Source organism: Bradyrhizobium sp. 149, from assembly GCF_023073915.1.
Lineage (GTDB): Bacteria > Pseudomonadota > Alphaproteobacteria > Rhizobiales > Xanthobacteraceae > Bradyrhizobium.
In genome coordinates, this window is record NZ_JADPKK010000015.1 from 115,252 (window position 1) to 140,373 (window position 25,122).

The window sequence follows — 25,122 nt, forward strand, 5'->3', positions numbered from 1 at the left end:
ATTAGCCGAAGGCGTAATCCACCCTACAAGACCTCTCACGCCTTCTGCGCGTCCATTACCTTGCGCACGGCGGGGCGGTCGGACATGCGCTTGAAATGATCGGCGATCTTCGGCGTCGCGTTGATGTCGACGCTGTCGCCTTCGAGCCAGGTCGACAGGGTGTAAAGATAGGGATCGCAGATCGTGAACTGCTCGCCCATCACCCAGGGTCCCCTAAACATCTTCTGCTCGATGAGGGAGAAGCAGGCGCCCATGGTCTTCGGGACCATCTGCTTCATGTCGGCGAACGAGCTCTCCTCGCTCGCCCAGCGCGCGCCGCGCATCTTGTGGGCATGATTGATGTGCACGGTCGAGCAGAGATAGGAGTTGAACGACTGCACCTGGGCGAAGTCAAAGGGATCGTCGAGCGGCGCGAGCTTCGCCTTGGGAAAGGTCTGCGCGAGATAGGCCAGCATCGCCGGGGTCTCGGTCAGGACGCCGCGATCGGTCACCAGCGCCGGCACGCGGCCCTTCGGGTTGATTGCAAGGTACTCCGCGCTGTTCTGCTGGTTGGTCTTGAAGCTCAGCCGCTCGGCCGTGTAGTCGGCGCCGGCTTCTTCCAGCGTGATGTAGGTGGCGAGCGCGCAGGTACCGGTGGCGTAGTAGAGCTTGAGCATGTCGGACCTCATGGGAAAGACGGAAGTTAGCGGCTGCGGGCCCCGAGGTCCAGCATGACCTTCTCAGTGCTCTCGCTCTTCGCAGTTGCCCACCCGCGCCCGCCTGTGCCAAGACGCCAATTGGAGGGGCTTTCTCATGACCGTACTCATCGCCGGTGGCGGCATCGGCGGGCTGACGCTTGCGCTAAGCCTGCACGAAATCGGCATTCCCGCGAAAGTGTTCGAGAGCGTCGCCGAACTGCGGCCGCTCGGTGTCGGCATCAACGTGCTGCCGCATGCGGTGCGCGAGCTGATCGAGCTCGGCCTGATGGACAAGCTCGATGCCAGCGGCGTGCGCACCCGCGAGCTCGCCTATTTCTCCAAGCACGGCAAGCCGATCTGGAGCGAGCCGCGCGGGCTGGAGGCCGGCTATAAATGGCCGCAATTTTCGATCCATCGCGGCACGCTCCAGCAGCTGCTGCTCGACACTGCGATCGAGCGCCTCGGCCGCGACAACATCCTGACCAGCCATCACCTCACCGGCTGGAGCGAAACCACTGACGGCGTGCGCGCCGATTTCATCGACAAGGCGACAGGCAAGGCCGCGGGGACTTACGACGGCACGATCCTGATCGCCGCCGACGGCATCCATTCGGCCGCGCGAGAAAAACTTTATCCCGACGAAGGCCCGCCGATCTGGAACGGCCGCATCCTCTGGCGCGGCGTCACGCCCGCAAAAGCCTTCCTCAGTGGCCGCACCATGATCATGGCGGGGCACGAGATCCTGAAATTCGTCTGCTATCCGATCTCGAAGGCGCCGGACGCCGCAGGCAACCATCTGATCAACTGGGTCGCCGAGCGCCACATGCCGCCGACCTATCAATGGCGGCGCGAGGACTATAACCGCACCGCGCGGCTGGAGGAGTTTTTGCCCTGGTTCGAGAGCTGGCGGTTCGACTGGCTCGACGTGCCCGGCCTGATCAAGAACTGCCCGCACGCCTACGAATATCCGCTGGTCGACCGCGATCCGGTGTCGCAATGGACCTTTGGCCGCGTCACGCTGATGGGCGATGCCGCGCATCCGATGTACCCGATCGGCTCCAATGGCGCCTCGCAGGCGATCCTCGATGCCCGCACCATCACCCGCGAGATCCTGGCGCACGGCCCGACGCAAGCGGCCCTGCTGGCCTATGAGGCCGAGCGGCGGCCTGCAACCACGAGTCTCGTCCTGCTCAACCGCAAGAACGGCCCGGAGCAGGTGATGCAGCTCGTCGAGGAGCGCGCGCCCGACGGCTACGACGTCGTCACCGACGTACTGTCGCAGCAGGAGCTGGAGGATGTTGCCGCCAACTACAAGCGCGTCGCCGGCTTCCAGGTGGAAGCGCTGAATGCGAAACCGCCGATCGTGAGCGCAGGTGCGACGCGCGTGGGTGGTTAAGCCCTCACAAGGGCGAGATGCGCCTTGATGTGCCCTCGCCCCTTGTGGGAGAGGGCAGCGAGGCTGGTAGACGCAGACTCACTTGGGTGAGGGGTCTGCTTCCGCGGGCGCATCTCTGACAGTTTGAACTCGCCGAAAGATACCCCTCATCCGGCGCTTCGCGCCACCTTCTCCCGCAAGGGGAGAAGGTGCACCGCACGCGCGGCTGGATTGTTTACCGCACCACCCTCGCCGCCTCCAGCAGCCGCTCGCTCGCGGTCGCCGTCGCCAGCAGCGTGCCGTCTTCCGCCGTTAACCTGGCCTCGACGAATGCAATCGTTTTGCCGAGCTGAGTCACCTTGGCCTCGCCGATGATCGGTCCCGGCTTTGCGGGGGCCAGAAAGTTCACGGTCATGCTGATCGTGGTGGTATAGAGCCGGCCCTCGCTCATCACCAGCACGGCGGGACCCATCGTGTCGTCGAGCATGGCCGAGAGCATGCCGCCCTGGATGAAACCGGCGGGATTGCAGAACTCCGGCTTGCCGTCGAAGGCGAGCTTGATCCAGCCTTCCCCGGGACGGGCATCGAGCAGGCGCCATCCGAGCAGCTCGGCGCATGGGGGCTTTTTGAAATTGTCGAGCGCGGTCTTGACCATGCGAACCTCCGTTGCCAGCCACAGCTAACGCAGGCCTGCTGCCAGCATGTTGTCAGCAGGATGGGCTGCTAGAGGCCCAATCCATGCGCAATCACCTTGCGCATGACGTTGGGCAAGGCTTCGTCGGCGAGAGTGGCGATCGGCACCCAGCGCATGCCCGCGGGTGCGCGGGTGCGCGCTTCCACCCTCGCCGTGTAGACCACGAGCTCCAGCGGAAAATGGGTGAAGACGTGGGTGACCACGCCCACCTTGCGTTGCCAGCGAGACGCCCCGTTCAGCTCCGGCGCCTGCTGCTTTGCCTTGGCATCGTCCTGCCCGGCCAGCCAGTCTGAGCCCGGCACCTCCGTCATGCCGCCGAGCAGGCCTTTTTCGGGCCTTGAGCGGACGAGCAGCTCGTCGCCGCGCGTCACGACGAAGGCAGCACCGCGCCGCAATATTCCGCTCTTCTTCGGTGCCTTGCGCGGAAAGGTTTCCTGCGTTCCCAGCGCGCGCGCCGTGCAATCATCGTTCAGCGGGCATAGCGAGCAGGCCGGCTTCTTCGGCGTGCAGATCGAAGAGCCGAGGTCCATCAGCGCCTGTGCACTGTCGCCCGCGCGAGAGTCGGCAAGCAGCGTCGCCGCCAGCTGCTGGATCAGCGGTTTTGCCTTTGGGAGCTCTTCTACAACTGCAAAGAGCCGCGACACAACGCGCTCGATATTGCCGTCGACCGGCATGGTGTGGCGGTCGAACGCGATCGCAGCGATCGCAGCCGCGGTGTAAGGCCCGATCCCCGGCAGCGCGCGCAGGCCCTCTTCGGTGTCGGGAAAGGTGCCGCCGTGCTCGCGCGTCACTGCGACCGCGCAGGCATGGAGATTGCGCGCGCGTGAGTAATAGCCGAGCCCGGCCCACATCCGCAGCACGTCGTCTTGCGAGGCCCGCCCCAACGCCGTGACATCAGGCCAGCGCGCGACGAATTTTTCGAAATAGGGCCCGACCGCCTTCACCGTGGTCTGCTGGAGCATGATCTCGGACAGCCAGACGCAGTAAGGGTCGGATGCCTCGCCGGCAGCGGCGCGCCAGGGCAATCGGCGGCGGTGGCGGTCGTACCAATCGAGCAGCGCGAGTGGGCGTGACGAGGTCTCCGGCTGAACTGGTTCCGATTTCGGCTTGAGGGCGGATTTGGGGCTCATGTTCTCACTGTAGCGGCAATGTATCGCCCCCTCCACGTCATGCCCGCGCTTGTCGCGGGCATCCACGTCTTTCTTCGCGGCCAAGAGCCTGTGGCCGACGCCTCGGAGTGCTATAAGGACCCATGTCCAAGCTTCGCCCCATCAAACCCGGTCCCATCAGCGCCAAGCCGCTGTCGGTTCTGCTCAACGACGTCTTTGCCGAGGCCTATGCCAGGCAGGGATTTGCCGCGCGCGAGCTGGTGACGCGGTGGGCGCAGATTGCCGGGCCGGAGATCGCGGCCCATGCCGAGCCGCTGAAGATGCAGTGGCCGCGGCCGGTCGAGGGCCAGCCGCAGGAGCCAGCGACGCTGGTGCTGCGGGTCGAGGGGCCGAGGGCACTGGAGATCCAGCACTCCGCCGATGTGATCCTGCAGCGGGTCAACCGCTTCTTCGGCTGGAGCGCGGTCGGCAAGCTCGCCTTCCGCCAGGCGCCACTGTCGCGCGCCCGGCGGCCGGTCCGGCCCGGCCCGCCGGATGCCAAATCGGTGGCCGAGGTGGCTGAGAGCCTGGGCGACATCGAAGATGAACAATTGAAGACGGCACTGGCGCGCCTCGGGGCCGCCATCAAGCGAAATTGAGCCTTATTCTGCGGCCAAACTGGACCTGTCCCTGCCGCCCGCCATTGCCTCAAACAAGGTTTCAAGCTAGCGACAGGGCCGCCCGAACGGGAATTTCGGGCGAGACCACGCCAATCCGGGAGCCGACCTTGATCATCACCCGCCGCGCCTTCACCACGATGCTGTCGCTGACCGGGCTTGGCGCGGTCGCCGGGCTCTCGCCGCTGCGGTTCATCAGCGATGCCATGTTCCCTGAAGCCATGGCGCAGGCCGCGGCTGGCGACGTGGCCAAGCCGGTGTCGCTGCCCGACATGGCGCTGGGCCCGAAGGACGCCGCCGTCACCATCACCGAATACGCCTCGATGACCTGCCCGCATTGCGCGGCCTTCAACGAGCAGGTGTTCCCCAAGATCAAGTCGGAATATATCGACACCGGCAAGGTGCGTTACATCTTCCGCGAGTTCCCGCTCGACATCAAAGCCGCTGCCGGCTCGATGCTGTCGCGCTGCATCGCCAATGGCGACGCGCCGAAATACTTTGCCGTCACCGACATGCTGTTCCGCCAGCAGAACGACTGGGTGACGAAGAACACCACGGAGACCCTGACGCGGATCGGCAAGCAGGCTGGCCTCACCCAGCAGCAGGTCGAGGCCTGCCTGAAGGACCAGGCGCTGCTCGACAAGATCGCCGCCGACCAGAAATATGCCAGCGACGTTCTGAAGGTCGATTCGACGCCGACGTTCTTCGTCAACGGCGAGAAGATCAAGGGCGAGACCTCGTTCGAGGAATTCGCCAAGAAGATCAATCCGCTGCTGAAGAGCTGATTCGCACGCCACATTCCTGATTCGCGCATCTAAAGCCGTATCTTTCCCGGCATAAATCCCTTGGGAAAAGCGGCTTTCGCCGGTTGCCCTCGCGGCGCACCGCGGCCATTGTCCGACCGCATGAGGCGCTTCGCGCGACTCGCCCGGATAGCGACATTGCCTTCCATGGTATTGTCCCGGCAGGGGGATTCGCGCCTGCCAACAGAGATGCGTGCTTATGAAAATCACCCGCCTGCGCCTTCACGGCTTCAAGTCCTTCGTTGAGGCCACGGACTTCGTCATCGAGCCCGGCCTGACCGGCGTGGTCGGCCCCAACGGCTGCGGCAAGTCGAATCTGGTCGAGGCGCTGCGCTGGGCGATGGGTGAGACCTCCTACAAGTCCCTGCGCGCTGCCGACATGGACGCGGTGATCTTCGCCGGCTCCGGCAATCGCCCCGCGCGCAACCACGCCGAAGTGACGATGACGATCGACAATTCCGATCGCACCGCGCCGGCGGCGATGAACGACAGCCAGCTTCTGGAAATTTCCCGCCGCATCGAGCGCGAGGCCGGTTCGGTCTACCGCATCAACGGCCGCGACGTGCGCGCCCGCGACGTGCAGATTCTGTTCGCCGACGCCGCCACCGGCGCGCGCTCGCCGGCCCTCGTCCACCAGGGCAAGATCGGCGAGATCATTCAGGCCAAGCCCGAGCAGCGCCGCCGCGTGCTGGAAGACGCCGCCGGCGTCGCCGGCTTGCATGCCCGCCGCCACGAAGCCGAGCTGCGGCTGAAGGCGGCCGAAACCAACCTCACCCGTGTCGAGGATGTGATCGGCCAGCTCGCGGGGCAAATGGAAGGCCTGAAGAAGCAGGCCCGCCAGGCCGTACGTTACCGCGAAGTTGCGGCCAAGGTCCGCAAGGCCGAAGCAACCCTGTTCCATCTGCGCTGGATCGGCGCCCACGCGGATGTCAACGAATCCGGCCACACCCACGATCTCGCGGTCCGCGAGATGGCCGAGCGTACCCAGCACCAGGCCGAGGCCGCCCGCATCCAGGCGATCCGCGCCGCCGAAATGCCGGCCCTGCGCGATGCCGAAGCGCGCGCGGCAGCCGGGCTGCAGCGCCTGACCAACGCCCGCGAGCTGCTCGACCGCGAGGAAGAGCGCGCCAAGGAGCGCGTCGCCGAGCTCGAGCGGCGCCTCGCGCAGTTCGAAGGCGACATCTCGCGTGCCCAGCAGCAGACCATGGACGCCGATGTCGCGCTGCAGCGCCTCGACGCCGAAGATGCCGAGCTGAAGGAAGAGATCAAGTCGCGCGTCGAGAAGCGCTCCGGCGTCGATGAGCGTGTCGCCGAAGCCGAGGCGGTGCTGACCGAAACCGAGCAGCAGTTCGCCGAGCTCACCACCGCGCTCGCCGACCTCACCGCCAAGCGCAATCAACTCGAAGCCAACGTTCGAACCCACCGCGACAAGCTCGCCCGGCTCGACCAGGAGATTTCGAACGTCGCGGCGGAAGAGCAGAAGCTCACCGAGGCGACCGGCGGATTCGGCGATCTCGACGAGCTGACCGCGACGGTCGAGAATGCCGAGCAGACGCTGGCGGCCTCGGAAGCCGCCGCTCAAGCCAGCGAAGCCGCGCACGTCGCCGCGCGGCAAACGCTGGAATCCTCGCGCTCGCCGCTGGTCGAAGCCGACAAGCGCGTGCAGCGGCTCGAAACCGAGGCGCGCACGATCTCCAAGATCGTCAACGGCGAGACCAAGAATCTGTGGCCGCCGATCATCGACGGCATCACCGTCGACAAGGGGTTCGAAAAGGCGATCGGCGCAGCCCTCGGCGACGATCTCGACGCTCCGGTCGATCCGTCCGCGCCGATGCGCTGGACCAATGCGGGCGTCACCGACGGTGATCCGGAACTGCCCGAAGGCGCCGTGTCGCTCGCGAGCCATGTTCAGGCGCCGGCCGAGCTGGCCCGCCGCCTGGCGCAGATCGGCGTCGTCCCGCGCGAGCGTGGCGCCGAGTTGGTCTCGCAGCTCAAGACCGGCCAGCGGCTGGTCTCGCCCGAAGGCGACGTCTGGCGCTGGGACGGTTTTGTCGCAGCCGCCCACGCGCCGACCGGCGCCGCGCGGCGGCTTGCCGAGCGCGCCCGCCTCGTCGACATCGAGAACGAGCTGGAGCAGGCCCGCATCGACGCGCAGATCAAGCGTCAGGCGCTGGAAGATGCCGAGGCCGAGCTGCAGATGGCGGCCAGCACCGAAGGCGCAAGCCGCGAAGCCTGGCGTGCCGCGCAGCGCGAGCTCAACGTCGCGCGCGAGCGCCATGCCAGTGCCGAGCGCGAGATCAGCCGCCATGCCGCGCGCAAGGCGACGCTGTCGGAAGCGCACAGCCGTCTCGCCGCCGACCGTGCCGAGGCCGAAGCCGCCTACGAATACGCCGAAGCCGGCATCTCCGAGCTGCCGTCGAGCGAGGACACCGAAACCCGTCTGGCCGCCGTCCGCAGCGACATCGAAGGCCATCGCCGCATGGCGGCCCAGGTCCGCGCCGAGGCACAGGCGCTGGCGCGCGAAGCCGAGCTTGCCGACCGCCGCGTGCAGGCGATCCTCGCCGAGCGGACCGAGTGGCAAAACCGCAAGGAGAGCGCTGCCTCCCACATCGACACCATCCAGGCCCGCATCGCCGAGGTCTCGATCGAGCGCAGCGATCTCGAGAACGCACCGGCCGTGTTCGCGGAGAAGCGCAGCGCGCTGATCACCGAGATCGAATACGCCGAAAACGACCGCCGCATGGCCGCCGACGCGCTCGCCAGCGCGGAAAGCGCGATGGCCGAAACCGATCGCGTCGCGAAGCTGACCCTCGAGGCGCTGTCCAGCTCCCGCGAGGCCACCGCCCGCGCCGAGGAGCGCATGGAAGGCGCGCGGCGCCGGCTCGAGGACATCGAGCGCGAGATCCGCGACATGCTGGAAGTCGAACCGCAGGCCGTTGCCGGCCTTGCTGAGATCGAGCCCGGTGCTGAGCTGCCGCCGCTGCACGACATCGAGGAAGACCTCGAAAAAATGCGCCGCGATCGCGAGCGCCTGGGCGCGGTCAACCTGCGCGCCGAGGAAGAGCTGCGCGAGGTCGAGACCCAGCACAACGGTCTGGTCACCGAGCGCGACGACCTCGTCGAGGCCATCAAGCGGCTGCGCCAGGGCATCCAGAGCCTCAACAAGGAAGCGCGCGAGCGGCTCCTGACCTCGTTCGAGGTCGTCAACAACCACTTCAAGCGCCTGTTCGTCGAGCTGTTCGGTGGCGGCGAAGCCGCACTGCATCTGATCGAGAGCGACGACCCGCTGGAAGCCGGCCTCGAAATCATCGCCAAGCCGCCGGGCAAGAAGCCGCAGACGCTGTCGCTGCTCTCCGGCGGTGAGCAGGCTCTGACCGCGATGGCACTGATCTTCGCGGTGTTCCTCACCAACCCCTCGCCCATCTGCGTGCTGGACGAAGTCGACGCGCCGCTCGACGACCACAACGTCGAGCGCTATTGCAACCTGCTGCACGAGATGACCGCCTCGACCGACACGCGCTTCATCATCATCACCCACAACCCGATCACGATGGCGCGGATGAACCGCCTGTTCGGTGTCACCATGGCTGAACGCGGCGTCTCGCAGCTGGTGTCGGTGAACCTGCAAGAGGCGGTGGACATTCTCGACCAGAACGTGGCGTGAGGTTACGGACGAGCCGCAACCATTGACGTCATCATCCGCCTTGTGCGCAATTGCGCACTCGGGCAGATGATGACCACGAATGATGATCTCACCCACTCTCCCCGCCGAACTGAAAGCGGCCCTTGACGGCAAGCTCCAGGGCTTCTCCCGCACCGATGCGGCACGGCGATCGTCGCAGATCTCGACCACTTATCGCGCAGGCGGCGGCTCCGGCACGATCAAGTCGGAGGCCGATGCGCTCGCCTATGCGCTCGCGCGCATGCCGGCGACCTACGCGGCGGTCGCGGCAAGTCTGAATGCACTGACCGAAATCGTGCCGGAATTTGTTCCCGAAACATTGCTCGACGTCGGCGCAGGTCCGGGCACCGCGAGCTGGGCCGCGGCGGAGGCGTTCTCCTCGCTGCAAGATTTCACCCTGCTCGACGCCAACGCCACGCTCAGCCGCCTCGCGCTCGAACTGGCGCGCGACAGCACGCGTCTGGCAGATTGCCGTTATCTGCCGGGCGATGCCGGTGCAAACCTCGCCGAGGTCTCGCAAGCCGATCTCGTCGTCGCGAGCTATGTCATCGGCGAACTCAGTGAGGGCGATCAACGCAAGCTCGCGGAAACGATGTGGGCAAAAGCGCGCCACGCACTGGTCGTGATCGAGCCCGGCACGCCCGCCGGCTACGCGCGGATCCTCGCTTTGCGCCAGCAGCTGATCGCGGCGGGCGCCTATGTCGCCGCGCCCTGCCCGCACGAAAAGCCGTGTCCGCTCACGGCGCCGGACTGGTGCCATTTCTCACAGCGCCTGCCGCGCTCGCAGGCGCACCGCCAGATCAAGGGCGCCGAGGTGCCGTTCGAGGACGAGCGATTCATCTACGTGGCGCTGACCCGTACGCCGCCTGCAACGCGCGCCGGGCGCGTGCTGGCGCCGCCGGATGTCGGCAAGGCCGAGATCACGGCCAAGCTCTGCACCGAGCAGAGTGTTGAACTTGCCAAGATCCCCCGCCGCGACAAGGCCGCCTATGCAAGCGCCCGTCGCTGGCGCTGGGGTGACGCCGTTATGTCCGAAAGTTAACCTCCTTCGGCGCTTTTGCCTTGAACTCGGATGGCTCCCGATCCGACCAAGTCTTACCTTCTCTCCGCGCCGGGCTCTCGCCGGGCGCCAATTTGGGCTAGGCTGCGCCCGCCTTCTTCTCCCATCAGGAGTTCTCCATGTCGACCGGCTGGATCGTTCTCGGCGTCATCGTCGTCCTCGTGTTCTTTGCGTTCGCCGCCTACAACCGGCTGGTGGCGCTGAGCCAGCGCGTCGGCCAGGCCTTTGCCGACATCGACGTGCAGCTCAAGCAGCGCCACGACCTGATCCCGAACCTGGTCGAGACGGTGAAGGGCTATGCCTCGCATGAGCGCGGCACGCTCGACGACGTCATCAAGGCGCGCAATTCGGCGATGTCGGCGCAGGGTCCGGCGCAGGTGTCCGCCGCCGAGAACCAGCTCTCCGGCGCGCTCGGCCGGCTGATCGCGCTGTCGGAAGCCTATCCCGACCTCAAGGCCAACGCCAATTTCCAGCAGCTCGCCAGCGAGCTGTCCGACCTCGAGAACAAGATCGCGGCCAGCCGCCGCTTCTTCAACAGCGCGGTCCAGGAGTACAACACCGGCATCCAGCAGATGCCCGCCGCACTGTTCGCCGGCATGTTCGGCTTCACCAAAAAGGATTTCTTCGATCTGGGCGCCAGCCGCACCGAGGTCGAGGCCACGCCACAGGTGAAGTTCTGATTGAGCCGATAGTCCGGCAGGGCAGCGCGTCATGGCCGCGTATGGTCTCTACACGCACATCGCCTCGAACAAGTTCCGTTCGATGCTGCTGCTCGCCGGCCTGTTCCTGCTGATCTATGTGCTGGTCTATGCCGGCGCGCTGATCGCCGAAGTCGTCATCAACGGCGATGAGACCGTCGTCTATTATCTGAGCCGCGCCTTCTATGATCTGAAAGTCGCCGCACCGGTTGCGACCGTCGTGGCAGCGGCCTGGATCGTGATCGCCTATTTCTTCCACCAGTCGATGATCGATGCCGTGACCGGCGGCCACGACGTCACCCGGCAGGAACAGCCGCGGCTCTACAATCTGCTCGAAAACCTCTGCATCTCGCGCGGCATCACGATGCCGAAGCTGAAGATCATGGAGAGCCCGGCGCTGAACGCGTTCGCGACCGGCCTCAACCCGCGGCAATATTCGATCACCGTCACCACCGGTCTCCTCAATGCGCTTGATGACAAGGAGATCGAGGCGGTGCTGGGGCACGAGCTGACCCACATCAAGAACGGCGACGTGCAGCTCATGGTGGTCGCCGTCATCATCGCCGGTGTGGTGGGATTCTTCGGCGAACTGTTCTTCCGCCTGTTCACGAATTTCAGCTGGAGCTCCGGGTCCGGCTCCTCATCATCGTCGCGATCGTCCTCGTCATCGAGCGACAGCAAGAGCTCGGGCGGCGGCGCGGTGATCGTCATCATCATCGCGGTCGTGCTGATCGTGGTGGCCTGGCTGTTGTCGCAGGTGGTGAAGCTCGCGCTGTCGCGCTCGCGCGAATATCTCGCCGACGCGGGCTCGGTCGAGCTGACGAAAGATCCGGACGCCATGATCTCGGCACTGCGCAAGATCGAGAACCGCGGCGAGCTGCCGGGCGCAACCTCGGCGGTGATGGAGCTCTGCGTCGACAATCCGCGCGAGGGCTTCGCTGATTTGTTCGCGACCCACCCCTCGGTGCAGTCCCGGGTCGACGCGCTGGTCAAGTTCGCCGGCGGCCATGATCCTGGCCCATTGCCGCCTCCCGGCTACGAGATCGAGGAGCCGGACACGCAATCCGACCGGCGGCACACTCAACCGCCGCTGCACCAAGGTCCTTGGAACGATGCAGCCGGCTCGGCCAGTCCACCGCCGGTGCCCGCACCCAGCCCCGCCGGAACCGCAGGTAGCAATCCCAAGAGCGATCCTATGGGCGATCCCATGGGTCCTTGGGGCCGCCATTGAAACGCGTGATTTGAGCCCGCACGCGGCAGGTTTCGTCGCGATTGGGAAAAACCTCGGGAATTGCCGTAACTGCACGCGAGGAATTGAATTCTCCCTTGTTTCTGCCATGTTCGCGCCCAACAGCAGACTTGGGACATTCTCGGGACATCCTTGGGACATCGATTTGGGGCCCGGCCGATTGCGACCTCGCGATCGGGGGCGCGTTAGGGGACAGCAATGGCAAAGCCGGCAGTGGTTGTGGTGGGCGCGGACAAGGGCGGGGTCGGCAAGACCACCGTGTCGCGCACCCTGCTCGATTATTTTTCCGCCAACAACGTGCCGACGCGCGCCTTCGATACCGAATCGCCGCGCGGAACCCTGAAGCGCTTCCATCCTGACATCACCGAGATCGTCGACATGACGACGACGTCGGATCAGATGAAGATCTTCGATACGCTCAACGCGTCGAGCCCGTCGGTCACCGTGATCGACGTTCGCGCCGGCCTGCTCTCGCCGGCCCTCGCCTCCTTGCGCGACATCGGCTTCCTCGACGCCGCCAAGGCCGGCCAGATCACTTTTGCCGTGTTCCACATCCTCGGACCCTCGATCGCCTCGTTGGATGAAATCGCCGAGACCGCCGGCTTCATGACCGGCGCAAAGTACTTCCTGGTGAAGAACTTCATCAATGACACCCAGTTCTTTCAGTGGGATCAGGCCACCTATAATTCCTACTTCCACCGCATCAAGGATGCGACCGAGCTGACCATCCCCAAGCTCAACGAAATGGCCTATGAGCAGGTCGAGGTGTCCTCCGTCCCGTTCCTGAAATTCGTCGCCAACAAGGGCATCAACGACGAGGCCGCGAACTATTCGTTCGTGCTGCGCGGCTATGTCCGGCACTGGCTGGCGAACGTCTGGAGCGAATTCGACCGGATCCGCCTGACCGACATCGTCGGCTCCAAGCCCGCCACCCGCAACAGCGAAAAATAGTTGCGCAAGCCGGGCGGATACGGCTGGATTGGTCGCCGACTTCGACTGATATAGCTAGCGATGCCCGCGACGCCCCTCTACATCATCTGCTCGCCCCGCCCGCAGGTCGGCAAGACGCTGCTGGCGCGGCTTTTGAGCGAATTTTTGCTGCTCAAGAACGGCAACGTCGCGGCCTTCGACGTCAACCTGAAGGAGCCGTCGCTGCTCGACTATTTGCCAAAGATCACCGAGACGGCCGACGTGATCGACACCTATGGCAAGATGCAGCTGATGGATCGCGTCATCGTCGATGACGGGCTTGCCAAGGTGATCGACCTCGGCTTCCACGCCTTCGACGAGTTCTTCAAGATGGCCGACGAGATCGGGCTGTTGAAAGAGGCTGCGCGCCGCCACGTCGCGCCAATGATCCTGTTCGTCGCGGACACCGACCGCGCCTCGGCCCGCGCCCACGAAATGCTGCGCGAACAGATCCCGCGGATCAACCTGATCACGGTGGACAACGAGCACATCGTGCGCGGCGAGCTGCCGGCCGCGATGGCGGCCGGGCGGGTGTTCCGCCTGCCGGCGCTGCCGGGCTTCCTCAAGACCTATATCGGCCGGCTGAACTTCTCCTTCACCGGCTATCTGCGCCAGGAGAAGGATGCCTCGACCGAGCTGCACCAGTGGACCCGGCGCAATTACCTCGCCTTCCGCGAGCTCGAGCTCAGCCTGATCCTGCAACGGTCTTAGGCGGGAATTTACCCGGGCGATATTTCGCCGCCCTGGCTCAGTGCCCCTCGAACGTCATCAGCGTGCGCACGGGCACATCCATCGCGCGCAGCTTGGCGGCGCCGCCGAGCTCGGGCAGGTCGATAATGAAGCAGGCGGCGACCACGTTGGCACCGATCTGCCGCAGCAGCTTCACCGCGCCCTCGGCGGTGCCGCCGGTGGCGATGAGGTCGTCGACCAGGATCACGCGCTCGCCGGGCTGGATGGCGTCGACATGCATCTCCATCTCGTCGATGCCGTATTCAAGGGAGTAAGCGATGCGTACCGTGGTGTGCGGCAGCTTGCCTTTCTTGCGGATCGGCACGAAGCCGGCGGAGACCTGATGCGCCACCGCGCCGCCGATGATGAAGCCACGCGCTTCCATGCCGGCGACCTTGTCAATCTTGTTGCCGGCCCAGGGATTGACGAGCTCGTCGACCGCGCGGCGGAACGCGCGCGCATCCGCAAGCAGCGTGGTGATGTCGCGGAACAGGATCCCGGGTTTCGGGTAGTCCGGGATGGTGCGGACGCTCGCCTTCAGATCGTGGTCGAAAATCATCGGTGCCTCTCAATCAACGCGCGCTTCCAGCCGGAACGCATTCTCGACAATTCGTAAGCCTACCTCGCCGCTGAGCGACATCAGCGATTCCGGATGGAATTGCACGCCGGCGACCGGCAGGGTCTTGTGCTCCAGCGCCATGGCCACACCGTCCTCGGTGCTGGCGGTGACATCCAGAACTTCGGGCATGCTGTCGCGCTCGACATAGAGCGAGTGATAGCGGCCGATCACGATCTCGTTCGGCAGATTGCGCATCAGGCGCCCGCCGCGGACCTGCACCCGCGAGGGCCGTCCGTGGGCGGGATGCGTGAGCTGCCCGAGTTCGCCGCCAAAATATTCGCCGATCGCCTGGACGCCGAGGCAGACGCCGAACACCGGCAGCTTGTTCTCCAACGCCGCGTCGATGGTCTTCTTGATTCCGAAATCCTCGGGCCTGCCCGGCCCGGGCGACAGCACGAGCAAATCCCACCGCTTCTGCTTGAGCATGCCGAGCGCATGCACATGGCGAACCACGGTGACGTCGGCGCCGACCTGGCGAAAATAGTCGGCCAGCATATGCACGAAGCTGTCGTCATGGTCGATCAGCAGCACCCGCTTGCCGCTTCCGGTCGCATCGGGCGCAAAGGCCGACAGCGGCTTCGGCGGATCGCCGCGCAACGCCTGGAACAGGGCGGCAGCCTTGACCTGGCATTCGCGGTCCTCGGCGGCGGGATCGGAGTCGAACAAACAGGTGGCGCCGACACGCACCTCCGCGAGGCCTTCCTTCATCCGGATGGTGCGGATGGTGAGGCCGGTATTGATGCTGCCGTCGAAATTCACCGCCCCGATCGCGCCGGCATACCAGCGCCGCGGCGAGCGCTCGTGATCCTCGACAAACTGCATCGCCCAGAGCTTTGGCGCGCCGGTGACGGTGACGGCCCAGGCATGGGTGAGGAACGCATCGAGCGCGTCGAAGCCCGGACGCAGCATGCCCTCGACATGGTCAACGGTGTGGAAGAGTTTTGAATAGGTCTCGATCTGCCGGCGCGCCAGCACCTTGATCGTGCCGGGGACGCAGACGCGCGCCTTGTCGTTGCGGTCGACGTCGGTGCACATGTTGAGCTCGAACTCGTCCTTCTCGGAGTTCAGGAGCTGGCGGATCTGCTCGGCATCGCCGATCGCATCGGTACCGCGCGCGATCGTACCGGAGATCGGGCAGGTTTCGACGCGGCGTCCGTCCGAGCGCACGAACATTTCCGGAGAGGCCGAGACGAGAAACTCGCCCTCGCCAAGATTCATCAGCGCGCCGTAGGGCGAGGGATTGATGACGCAGAGCCGCTGGAACACTTCCGCCGGCGAGCGGTCGCAGGGCTCGGCGAAGAGCTGCCCCGGCACCGCCTCGAACAGATCGCCGCGCGCAAAGGCCGCGCGCGCGGTCTCGACCGTAGCCTGATATTCGCCGGGCGCGTGATCCGCAAAACCCTGGCGCGGTGTCTTGAGGTAAGGGCTCTCGGCGGTCTCGTACGGCAGGCCCGCGGTGGACTTGCCCTTCCACGCGAAATCGTAAGTGAGCACGACGCCGCGACCGGTGGCGCGGTCATAGGCCAGCAGGCGGTCGGGGACGTAGAGCACGATGTCGCGCTGGTCGCTCTCTCGCGCGCGCTTCTGCACGAGATCCTCGATCTGGAAGACGAGATCATAGGCGAAGGCGCCGAACAGGCCGAGCAGCCCGTCGTCATTGGCGGAGAAGGCGGCGACGAGATCGCGGACCAGCGACATCACGCTGGCACGCCGCGTGCGCTGGTCTTCGTCGATCGGGGCATCGCCGCGAATGATATGGCCGGCAAGGTGCGTGGGCGTCTTCTCGGACATCACGACGCAGGGCTCGTGCAAGACGTCGGCCAGGAAGGCGATCAGCACTTGGCCGCGCGCGTTCAGCGCTTCCAGATTGAAATTGAAACCGATTGTCTCGAGCTTGAGCGGCGGATCGGAGAAGCCGAGGTCAAAACTCTCGTAGCGGCCGGGCACGGTCGTCCCCGAGGACAACACCACGCCGCGGCGACGGTCGAGCAGGTTGACGAGATCGTCGAGCCTATTGGCGCCGCCGGAAAACTGCTCCGCCACGCGCGTGATCGCAAGCCCCGCGCGGGTCACATAGTCGCTTCGAGCCGGGAGGGCAAAGACGGTCCTGTTCATGTGGTCCTCTTACGAAACTTGCCGAGGGAACGCCACACAGGACAAACGATCAGGCCGCCGCACTGGGTGGGCGACCTCAGACGATTTGGGAGAATAAATCGCACCGGCCACCTCTTAGGAGGTGCGCCACCAAAGACGGGCTGGGCGGACGGCGGTGCTCATGGGCGGATACTCATCATGGCGCGGGGACGGCGTCAAGGGTGGCCCGCCGCGCCATGGAGGTGGCCTACCCCAGATGCTTCCTGAAAAACTCCGTCGCCCTGCGCCAGGCGAGCTCGGCGGCTTCGCGGTCGTGGACGGCCTGGCGCTGCTCGTTGACGAAGGCGTGCTCGGCGTCATAGCGGAACAGCTCCAGCGACTTGCCGGCGGCCTTCATGCCGTTTTCGAAGGCATCGACGAGTTGCGGCGTGCACCAATCGTCCTTGTTGGCGAAATGGGCCTGGAGCGGGATCTTGACGTCGGCGGGCTTGGCGGCCTGCTCCGGCGGAATGCCGTAGAACACAACGCCGGCCGCGAGCTCCGGGATCTTGGTCGCACCGATGATGGTGACGGCGCCGCCGAGGCAGAAGCCTGTTAGCCCGACCTTGGCGCCGTTGCGGGACAGATATTGCGTGGCGCCGCGCACGGTCTGCGTGGTGGCGTCCATGAAATCGAGCGAGTTCATCTCTTTGCCGGCGGCGTCGGTGTCGTGATATGGCACCACCTTGCCTTTGTAGAGATCGGGCGCCAGCGCATCGAAGCCGGCCAGCGCGAAGCGGTCGCATAATCCCTTGATCTGGTCCGACAGGCCCCACCATTCCTGGATGACGACCACGCCCGGCGCGTTGCCGCGCGCGGCATTGGCGAGATAGCCCGATGCGTCCTTGCCGTCCGGGCGCTTGAAGGTGATGGCGGTTCCCATGGTGTCCTCCGACGAGTTTCTGGGGGAGCGGTTGGCGGCATTTTGGCGTTTGAGCGCGCGATAGGCAATCACGCCTGACAACACACTCTCGTGCCCAACAAAAAAGCCCCCTTGCGGGGGCCTCTTCATTCTCGCTTCAGGCCGCTCAGTGCGAGGCGGCCCAGACCTTCTTCTTGGTGAAGTACATCAGGCCGGCGAAGATGATCAGGAAGATGAACACCTGGAAACCGAGGCGCTTGCGCGCTTCCATATGCGGCTCAGCGGTCCACATCAGGAACGTGGTGACGTCCTTGGAATATTGCGCGACCGTGGTCGGCGAGCCGTCGTCATAGGTGACCTGGCCGTCGCTGAGCGGCTTCGGCATCTTGATGGCGTGGCCCGGGAAATACTTGTTGTAGTAGGAGCCCTCCGGGATCGTCACACCCTCCGGCGCCTTGTCCTCAAAGCCCTGCAGCAACGCCGAGACGTAGTCCGGGCCCTGCTCCTGATACTGGGTGAAGAAGTCGACGATGAACATCGGGAAGCCGCGCCCGTAGGAGCGCGCCTTGGTGATAAGCGACAGATCCGGCGGCGCCGCGCCACCGTTCGCCGCACGCGCCGCCTGCTCATTCGGGAATGGCGACGGGAAATAGTCCGCCGGCCGGCCAGCGCGCTCAAACATGTCGCCCGCATCGTTCGGGCCATCCTTGACCTTGTAGTCGGAGGCGAAGGCTGCAGCCTGTGCGACCGAATAGCCGGGGCCGCCGGCTTCCGCGAGGTTGCGGAAGGCGATGTAGGACAGGCCGTGACAGTTGGCGCAGACTTCCTTGTAGACCTTCAGGCCGCGCTGCAATGCGCCGCGGTCGTACTTGCCGAACGGGCCGGCGAACGACCATTTGTTGCCCGGCGGCTTGTCGCTGCCTTCGGAGGCGCGCGCGCTATCGGCTGAGCCCGCAAACAACGCGCCCGCCAGCGCAAGCACGATCGCGCTCGACACCATCGGCGTCGACCTGCTCCCGGTTTTGGCCAGGACGGCATCCGAGATCGAGTTCGGCACCGGCCGCGGCTTCTCGATGCGCGAGAGCAGCGGCAGCACAATCAGGAAGTAGGCGAAGTAGCAGAACGTCAGGACCCGGCCGGCGATCACATAGATGCCTTCCGGCGGCTGCGCGCCGAGATAGCCGAGCAGGATGCACACCGCGACGAAGATCCAGAAGAACTGCTTGGCGAGCGGACGGTACTTCGACGACTTCGTCTTGGCGGCATCGAGCCAGGGCAGGAAGCACAGGATGATGATGGCCGAGAACATCCCGATCACGCCCGCGAGCTTGTTCGGGATCGAGCGCAGGATCGCGTAGAACGGCAGGTAATACCATTCCGGCACAATGTGTGGCGGCGTCACGCCCGGGTTCGCCGGAATGTAATTGTCGGCATCGCCGAGATAGTTCGGCATGTAGAAGATGAACCAAGCGTAGAGCAGCATGAAGCAGGCGACGCCGAACATGTCCTTGATGGTCGCATGCGGCGTGAACGGAACCGTGTCCTTTTCCGTCTTGGGCTCGACGCCATCAGGATTGTTCTGGCCGGAGACGTGCAGCGCCCAGACATGGAGCACGACGACGCCCGCGATCAGGAACGGCAGCAGATAATGCAGCGAGAAGAAGCGATTCAGAGTCGGATTGCCGACCGAATAGCCGCCCCACAACAGCGTCACGATGCTCTCGCCGACATAGGGAATGGCGGAGAACAGATTGGTGATGACGGTGGCGCCCCAGAAGCTCATCTGGCCCCACGGCAGCACGTAGCCCATGAAGCCCGTCGCCATCATCAGGAGGTAGATGATGACGCCGAGGATCCAGAGCACCTCGCGCGGCTCCTTGTAGGAGCCGTAATAGAGGCCGCGCAGCATGTGGACGTAAACAGCGACGAAGAACATCGAGGCGCCGACGGCATGCATGTTGCGGAGCAACCAGCCATAGTTGACGTCGCGCACGATCAGTTCGACCGACTTGAAGGCGAGATCGGCATGCGGCGTGTAGTGCATCGCCAGGATCACGCCAGTCAGGATCTGGATTCCCAGCATGAAGGAGAGGATGGCGCCGAAGGTCCACCAGTAGTTCAGGTTACGCGGGGTCGGATAAACGACGAAGGAGGAGTGCATGAGGCCGAGGATCGGCAGACGCCGCTCGATCCATTGCAGGGCCGGATTGCTCGGCTGGTAGTCGGATGGTCCGCTCATGATGCGATCCTGAGGAAATATAACGACGAGACGGCGTGAAGCTTCGGACGAGGGCCCGAAGCTCAGCCGATCTGGATTTTGGTGTCGGAAACGAACTGGTACGGCGGCACCGGCAGGTTCGCGGGCGCGGGCCCCTGGCGGATGCGGCCGGACGAATCGTACTGCGAACCATGGCAGGGGCAGAAGAACCCGTCGTAATTGCCTTCATGGGCGATCGGGATGCAGCCGAGATGGGTGCAGATGCCGATCACGACCAGCCACTGGTCATGGCCGGACTTGACCCGGGCTTCGTCGGACTGCGGATCGGGCAGGCTCGCCACGTTGACGGCGCGCGCCTCGTCGATCTGCTTCTTGGTGCGGTGGCTGATGTAGATCGGCTTGCCGCGCCAGAACACCTTGATGTCCTGCCCCTCGGCGACCGGGCTGAGATCGACCTCGATCGGCGCACCGGCGGCGATGGTCGACGCATCAGGATTCATTTGGGAGATAAAGGGCCAGAGCGCGGCTGCGCCCCCTACTGCTGCAGCTGCCCCCGTTGCAACGAATAAGAAATCACGGCGTGTCGGATGGTCCGCCGAAGACGCTGTCGTCACGATTCCAACCCTTTCTTCTTATGCAGCCGGCGGAACCGCTCCAGAGGCCCCCAAGGTCCCCGGAACAGCCTGCCGGCGCCCGCGGCCCCCCGCGGCGGCAGAACTTCACGTGCCCCCACCAAAACAAGGCGAAAACAGCAGTCCAGAATCGTTCTATTGGCACCCTTGCCGGGCGAGCGCAAGCCCGCTATCGGCGCGGGAGCGTGCAATGCACGAATTCCGCGGCCAGCGATGTTTTATTGAGACATTTCCGGCTCGCACCGAACCCAATACAGGTCTTGCACAGCCCATGCAGATAGCACTTTTCCAACCCGACATCCCCCAGAACACCGGCACGATTCTCAGGCTCTGCGCCTGTCTGGGCGTGGCCGCCCATATCATCGAACCGGCGGGCTTCCCCGTCTCCGACCGGCATTTCCGCCGGGCGGGAATGGACTACCTTGATCAGGTCAGCATCGTCAGGCACGACTCCTGGTCGAAATTCGAGCAATGGCGCGCGGCGCAGGGCGCTCGCCTGCTGCTGTTCACCACCAAAGGGGCGACCGACTACCGCGATTTCCGTTACCAGACGGCGGACATCCTGCTATTCGGGCGCGAGAGCGCCGGCGTCACCGAGGCGGTGGTCGAGGCGGCGGACGCGCGGCTGGTGATCCCGATCACCCCGGGGCTGCGGTCGCTCAATGTCGCCATGACCGCGGCGATGGCCGCAGGCGAAGCACTGCGGCAGATCCGGAACCCGCAAGTTTGACATGTTGAGGAGAGACGGTTGAGTTACGCGGTCAAGGAAATCTTCCTGACCCTGCAAGGGGAAGGCGCCCATGCCGGGCGCGCGTCCGTATTTTGCCGTTTTGCCGGCTGCAACCTCTGGAGCGGACGCGAGGCGGACCGCAGCGAGGCCACCTGCAAATTCTGCGACACCGATTTCGTCGGCACCGACGGCACGCTCGGCGGGCGTTATGCCTCGGCAACGGAACTCGCCGGCACCATTGCCGCGCAATGGACAGCCTCCACCGGCAACCGTTACGTGGTGCTCACCGGCGGCGAGCCGCTACTCCAGGTCGATGCGGCGCTGATCGAGGCGCTCCACGCGCGCGGCTTCGAGATCGCAGTCGAGACCAACGGCACCATCGCCCCGCCCGAGGGGCTGGACTGGATCTGCGTCAGCCCGAAGGGTGGCAGCATCCTGGTGATCCGGCGCGGCCACGAGCTGAAGCTGGTCTATCCGCAGCCGCTCGCCTTGCCGGAGGCCTTCGCGGGCCTCGCCTTCCAGCGCTTCTCGCTGCAGCCGATGGACGGGCCCGAGGTCGCGGAAAACACCGCGCGCGCAATCGACTATTGCCTCAATCATCCGCAATGGCGGCTCAGCGTGCAAACGCATAAGTCGCTCGGCATCAGGTAGGATTGGTTTTCGAACAGATGTGGGAATTGACGAAATCGTTTCGCTTCGAGGCCGCGCACTCATTGTCGGGAACGACGTTCGGCGCGGCCAGCGAAGAGATCCACGGCCACTCCTTCCGCGCCGAGGTGACGGTGTGCGGCACGCCGGACCCTGCGACAGGCATGGTGGTCGATCTCGGCCTGGTCCAGCGCGCCATCGAGGACGTGCGCGTGACGCTGGACCACAAGTACCTCAACAAGATCGAGGCGCTGGGCACCCCGACGCTGGAAAACCTCTCGCGCTTCGTCTGGGAGCGGCTGGCCCATATCGGCAAGCTCACCCGCGTCAGCATTCACCGCGACAGTTGCAACGAGAGTTGCACCTATTACGGCCCGCAGGGCTGACGACAGGCTGAGAGAATGACATCCACATTGGACCCGAGCTTGATCGAAGACCGCAAGACCCGCGCTCGCGCCTGGTTCGAAGCCCTGCGTGACGACATCTGCGCGAGCTTCGAGCGGCTGGAGGATGACGCGTCGCAGAGCCTCTATCCCGGCGAGCCCGGCCGCTTCAAGCGCACGCCCTGGCAGCGCACCGATCATACCGGCGCGGCCGGCGGCGGCGGCGTGATGTCGATGATGTCAGGCCGGCTGTTCGAGAAGGTCGGCGTGCACTGCTCCACCGTGCATGGCGAATTCGCGCCCGAGTTTCGCGCGCAGATTCCGGGTGCGGCGGACGACCCGAAATTCTGGGCCTCCGGCATCTCGCTGATCGCGCATTTGCGCAATCCGCACGTGCCCGCGGTGCACATGAACACGCGCTTCGTCGTCACCACCAAAGCCTGGTTCGGCGGCGGCGCCGATCTGACGCCGGTGCTCGACCGCCGGCGCACGCAGGACGATGCCGACAGCATCGCCTTCCACGCCGCGATGAAGCAGGCCTGCACGCAGCCGAACGGCATTGCCGATTACGACAAGTACAAGACATGGTGCGACGAGTATTTCTACCTGCCGCACCGCAAGGAGGCGCGCGGCATCGGCGGCATCTTCTACGATTGGCACGACAGCGGCGACTGGGATGCCGACCTCGCCTTCACCCGGGATGTCGGCCGCGCCTTCCTGAAGATCTATCCCGAGATCGTGCGCCGCAATTTCGCGACCAAATGGACCGCAGAAGACCGCGAGGAACAACTGATCCGGCGCGGCCGCTATGTCGAATTCAACCTGCTCTACGACCGCGGCACCATCTTCGGTCTCAAGACCGGCGGCAATGTGGATTCGATCCTGTCGTCGCTGCCGCCGGAGGTGAAATGGCCATGACGATGATAAAGCCCGCTATGAGGCCGCTTCCGCGCGCCATGCTGATCGACATGGACGACACCATCCTGTCGGCCTATGCGCGGCCCGAGATCGCCTGGAGCACGATTACAGCTGAGTTCGCCGAGGAGCTTGCGCCGCTGCCGCCGCAACTGGTCGCAACGACGGTGCTCGCTTTCGCGAAAAACTTCTGGGCCAATGCGGACGCCGCGTGGCGGATGAAGCTCGCCGAGGCCCGTCACCTCACCGTCAAGCGCGGTTTTGCCGCGCTCGCGGCCGCAGGTCACCGCGCACTATCAGACGATCTCGCCATTCGCCTCGCCGATCGCTTCACCAGTTATCGCGAGGAGGAGATGTTCGTGTTCCCCGGCGCGCATGACGCCATCGACCAATTGAAGGCGCTCGGCATCAAGCTCGCGCTGGTGACCAACGGCGCCGCCGACACCCAGCGCGCCAAGGTCGAGCGCTTCGAGCTGGCGCACCGCTTCCACCACATCCAGATCGAAGGCGAGCACGGCTTCGGCAAGCCCGAGGAGCGCGCTTATCTGCACGCGATGGACGCGCTCGGCGTCACCGCTAAGGACACCTGGATGATCGGCGACAATCTGGAATGGGAAGTCGTGACGCCGCAGCGCCTCGGCATCTATGCGATCTGGATCGACGTGCATGGCGAAGGTCTGCCCGAAGGCTCGATCGTCAAGCCCGACCGCATCATCCGCTCGCTCCGTGAGCTGGTGCCGGAGCAGGTCTGACCAGGGCACGAACAAACAAACGTCGAAAACGACCCCATGCACAGTAGCCGGCGGCTGCAAAATCAACGGCTTGTAGATGAGCGAAATCGTTTGCTCCGTCGGGCAAAACAGGCGCATGGTGGTATGGTCGCGGCGCACGGACGGAAGAGCCCTTGCGCCATCCATCGAACAGGCTATTGCCTCTCGTCATGGGACCCGCCCCGGCTTGAAGCTCACTGATTGGCGTTTCAGCAGTCCGGCCGGCGGATGCGCGCTACCGCAACACATCCACTGACAGAGTAGCTCGTGATCGGCGTGTCATGCCGGTTTGCTAGCTTCTCCCGTCAATCAACCCGAAAGGACCATCCATGGAACTAAAAGCCGGCGATATCGTCATGCTGAAATCCGGCGGGCAGCCGCTCACCGTCGCGGACGTCAAGGGCGACGACGTGCTCTGTCTCTGGATGGGCGCTGAAGGCGATCTGTTTCGCGAAACGCTGCCGCGCGCCGTGCTCGAGCAGCTTGAAGAGCTCGACGACGAAGACGAGGATGAAGACGACGAAGACGAGGAGTAGGCGCGCCCAAGGCCGCGTCTCATGAGGAGCACTCGGCTCCGGCACGCGATGTCCGCTTCTCCGCCCATAACGGCGCGGTAGCGGACATCGCTGGAGGGCGCAGAAGGGACGGATCCCGAAGCGTCAACGAGCCGAACCGCCTCGTATGACCTGAGCGCTAGTGGTCTGGCTTTTCGCGCTCGATGACTCCGGTCTTGGGGTTGGCATGGAATTCCATCTTCTGCCCATTCTTGATGCCTTCGCCCTCCCACCGGCCGTCGTCGGCTTCAAGCTTGGTGACCTGCGAATAACCCGACTCCATGACCTTAGCCTTCACTTGCTCCATCGGCATCCAATCAGGTCCGGGTTGATCCGCTCTCGCAGTTGAGCCCATCGCGAGGGAACCGAGAACGAGAATGGTGACAAGCTTCATCATGAGCTCCTTTTCGATGAGAGGCTTCAACGTGCGGGCGGAATTGATGTTCCTCTCCCACGCCTGCGGAGCATGACTGTTGCGTCAGCGCGAGTGATTGAACGCCTGTTTTGGGTTGAGCCAAACGCAGATCGGCGTTTTAGGGCGGCCACTGACATCACGAGCTTGGGCGCTTCGGCTCGATTTCGGAACTCGGCGCTTTAGTTCCGTCAGGGTTAGCTTTACCCGCGCGAACGGGCATCCCGCAGGCCAAGGCCATTTCTGAAAAGTGATCGACGGACGTTGCCGCCAAATGAAAAAACCGCCCGAGAGCGGCTAGTCTCGCTCTGGTGACCAGGTGAACGTCGTCACGCGACGCGCCAATGTCCCTTGTGAATATCGAACTTCACGGCGCCGTCGTCACGCATCTTCAACAGGAGCGATTGGCAGTCGTCCTGATTCTTGATGTTCACGCGCTTCATGATGTCGAATGTCTTCAGAGGCTTTTCGCGAAGGGCAATTAGAATCTTTTCTCGATCAGTCATTGGGGTTCCTTGCATCGGCAGCGGCGACGGTACGCGCTG

Annotated in this window: 25 protein-coding genes; 15 read left to right on the top strand and 10 right to left on the bottom strand. The window is 64.7% G+C overall.

Features of this window, described 5'->3' with window-relative positions:
* Positions 1-35: 35 nt before the first annotated feature.
* Positions 36-656 (bottom strand): glutathione S-transferase family protein, encoded by a 621-nt coding sequence (locus tag IVA88_RS09570; protein WP_247497042.1) that lies wholly within the window; start codon positions 654-656, stop codon positions 36-38.
* A gap of 136 nt (positions 657-792) precedes the next feature.
* Between IVA88_RS09570 and IVA88_RS09575 the strand changes: the two genes are divergently transcribed.
* The gene (locus IVA88_RS09575) at positions 793-2,073 is read left to right on the top strand and encodes a flavin-dependent oxidoreductase (RefSeq protein WP_247497043.1); all 1,281 of its coding nucleotides are present in this window, start codon (positions 793-795) and stop codon (positions 2,071-2,073) included.
* 214 nt (positions 2,074-2,287) lie between these two features.
* On the opposite strand, the gene IVA88_RS09580 is transcribed toward IVA88_RS09575, so the two are convergent.
* Both IVA88_RS09580 and mutY read right to left on the bottom strand, forming a co-directional pair.
* The gene (locus IVA88_RS09580) at positions 2,288-2,707 is read right to left on the bottom strand and encodes a PaaI family thioesterase (protein WP_247497044.1); all 420 of its coding nucleotides are present in this window, start codon (positions 2,705-2,707) and stop codon (positions 2,288-2,290) included.
* 68 nt (positions 2,708-2,775) lie between these two features.
* Positions 2,776-3,876 (bottom strand): A/G-specific adenine glycosylase, encoded by a 1,101-nt coding sequence (gene mutY, locus IVA88_RS09585; RefSeq protein ID WP_247497045.1) that lies wholly within the window; start codon positions 3,874-3,876, stop codon positions 2,776-2,778.
* Positions 3,877-3,998: 122 nt separating this feature from the next.
* Here mutY and IVA88_RS09590 point away from each other — a divergent pair, with 122 nt between their 5' ends.
* The 8 genes from IVA88_RS09590 (at position 3,999) to IVA88_RS09625 (ending at position 13,683) form a co-directional block, all read left to right on the top strand.
* Complete coding sequence (locus IVA88_RS09590; protein WP_247497046.1) at positions 3,999-4,493, top strand: DciA family protein; 495 nt, start codon at positions 3,999-4,001, stop codon at positions 4,491-4,493.
* Between the two features lie 128 nt (positions 4,494-4,621).
* Positions 4,622-5,296: a DsbA family protein gene (locus tag IVA88_RS09595; RefSeq protein WP_247497047.1), complete on the top strand. Its 675-nt coding sequence runs from the start codon at positions 4,622-4,624 to the stop codon at positions 5,294-5,296.
* Positions 5,297-5,513: 217 nt separating this feature from the next.
* Positions 5,514-8,978, top strand: a complete 3,465-nt coding sequence (gene smc, locus IVA88_RS09600; protein ID WP_247497048.1) for a chromosome segregation protein SMC — start codon at positions 5,514-5,516, stop codon at positions 8,976-8,978.
* A 79-nt stretch (positions 8,979-9,057) separates the two neighbouring features.
* Positions 9,058-10,038, top strand: coding sequence for a small ribosomal subunit Rsm22 family protein (locus IVA88_RS09605; protein ID WP_247497049.1), 981 nt, complete (start codon positions 9,058-9,060; stop codon positions 10,036-10,038).
* Positions 10,039-10,175: 137 nt separating this feature from the next.
* A complete protein-coding gene (locus tag IVA88_RS09610; RefSeq protein WP_247497050.1) occupies positions 10,176-10,736 on the top strand; it encodes a LemA family protein in 561 nt (186 codons plus the stop codon).
* Between the two features lie 31 nt (positions 10,737-10,767).
* Complete coding sequence (locus IVA88_RS09615; RefSeq protein WP_247497051.1) at positions 10,768-11,985, top strand: M48 family metallopeptidase; 1,218 nt, start codon at positions 10,768-10,770, stop codon at positions 11,983-11,985.
* A gap of 216 nt (positions 11,986-12,201) precedes the next feature.
* Entirely contained in the window at positions 12,202-12,954 is a 753-nt protein-coding gene (locus IVA88_RS09620) for a hypothetical protein (RefSeq protein ID WP_247497052.1), read from the top strand.
* A gap of 60 nt (positions 12,955-13,014) precedes the next feature.
* Positions 13,015-13,683, top strand: a complete 669-nt coding sequence (locus IVA88_RS09625; protein ID WP_247497053.1) for a hypothetical protein — start codon at positions 13,015-13,017, stop codon at positions 13,681-13,683.
* A gap of 37 nt (positions 13,684-13,720) precedes the next feature.
* Here IVA88_RS09625 and IVA88_RS09630 read toward each other — a convergent pair whose 3' ends face one another.
* From IVA88_RS09630 to petA, 5 genes are all read right to left on the bottom strand, one after another.
* Positions 13,721-14,260, bottom strand: coding sequence for an adenine phosphoribosyltransferase (locus IVA88_RS09630; protein WP_247497054.1), 540 nt, complete (start codon positions 14,258-14,260; stop codon positions 13,721-13,723).
* Positions 14,261-14,269: 9 nt separating this feature from the next.
* Positions 14,270-16,435 carry an anthranilate synthase component I gene (locus tag IVA88_RS09635; RefSeq protein WP_247497055.1) on the bottom strand — a complete coding sequence of 722 codons (2,166 nt, stop codon included), beginning with the start codon at positions 16,433-16,435 and terminating at the stop codon, positions 14,270-14,272.
* Positions 16,436-16,661: 226 nt separating this feature from the next.
* The gene (locus IVA88_RS09640; RefSeq protein ID WP_247497056.1) at positions 16,662-17,336 is read right to left on the bottom strand and encodes a dienelactone hydrolase family protein; all 675 of its coding nucleotides are present in this window, start codon (positions 17,334-17,336) and stop codon (positions 16,662-16,664) included.
* Between the two features lie 145 nt (positions 17,337-17,481).
* Complete coding sequence (gene fbcH / locus IVA88_RS09645; protein WP_247497057.1) at positions 17,482-19,554, bottom strand: cytochrome b/c1; 2,073 nt, start codon at positions 19,552-19,554, stop codon at positions 17,482-17,484.
* Positions 19,555-19,616: 62 nt separating this feature from the next.
* Positions 19,617-20,147: a ubiquinol-cytochrome c reductase iron-sulfur subunit gene (petA, locus tag IVA88_RS09650; RefSeq protein WP_007595042.1), complete on the bottom strand. Its 531-nt coding sequence runs from the start codon at positions 20,145-20,147 to the stop codon at positions 19,617-19,619.
* Between the two features lie 289 nt (positions 20,148-20,436).
* On the opposite strand from petA, the gene IVA88_RS09655 reads away from it, so the two are divergent.
* The 6 genes from IVA88_RS09655 to IVA88_RS09680 all read left to right on the top strand — a co-directional run bounded on the left by IVA88_RS09655 (position 20,437) and on the right by IVA88_RS09680 (position 24,147).
* A complete protein-coding gene (locus tag IVA88_RS09655) occupies positions 20,437-20,895 on the top strand; it encodes a tRNA (cytidine(34)-2'-O)-methyltransferase (RefSeq protein ID WP_247497154.1) in 459 nt (152 codons plus the stop codon).
* An 18-nt stretch (positions 20,896-20,913) separates the two neighbouring features.
* Positions 20,914-21,546, top strand: a complete 633-nt coding sequence (queE, locus tag IVA88_RS09660; RefSeq protein WP_247497058.1) for a 7-carboxy-7-deazaguanine synthase — start codon at positions 20,914-20,916, stop codon at positions 21,544-21,546.
* 17 nt (positions 21,547-21,563) lie between these two features.
* Positions 21,564-21,929, top strand: a complete 366-nt coding sequence (locus IVA88_RS09665) for a 6-carboxytetrahydropterin synthase (protein WP_247497155.1) — start codon at positions 21,564-21,566, stop codon at positions 21,927-21,929.
* A 15-nt stretch (positions 21,930-21,944) separates the two neighbouring features.
* Positions 21,945-22,844: an oxygen-dependent coproporphyrinogen oxidase gene (hemF, locus tag IVA88_RS09670; RefSeq protein ID WP_247497059.1), complete on the top strand. Its 900-nt coding sequence runs from the start codon at positions 21,945-21,947 to the stop codon at positions 22,842-22,844.
* Entirely contained in the window at positions 22,835-23,593 is a 759-nt protein-coding gene (locus IVA88_RS09675; RefSeq protein ID WP_247497060.1) for an HAD family hydrolase, read from the top strand. Before hemF ends, IVA88_RS09675 begins: the two co-directional genes overlap by 10 nt.
* Before the next feature lie 347 nt (positions 23,594-23,940).
* Entirely contained in the window at positions 23,941-24,147 is a 207-nt protein-coding gene (locus tag IVA88_RS09680) for a DUF2158 domain-containing protein (RefSeq protein ID WP_247497061.1), read from the top strand.
* A 157-nt stretch (positions 24,148-24,304) separates the two neighbouring features.
* Here the strand turns inward: IVA88_RS09680 and IVA88_RS09685 are convergent, their stop codons facing one another.
* On the bottom strand, positions 24,305-24,562 hold the full coding sequence (locus IVA88_RS09685; protein WP_247497062.1) for a PepSY domain-containing protein: 258 nt from the start codon (positions 24,560-24,562) through the stop codon (positions 24,305-24,307).
* Positions 24,563-24,906: 344 nt separating this feature from the next.
* Positions 24,907-25,083 (bottom strand): hypothetical protein, encoded by a 177-nt coding sequence (locus IVA88_RS09690; protein WP_247497063.1) that lies wholly within the window; start codon positions 25,081-25,083, stop codon positions 24,907-24,909.
* Positions 25,084-25,122: the final 39 nt, after the last annotated feature.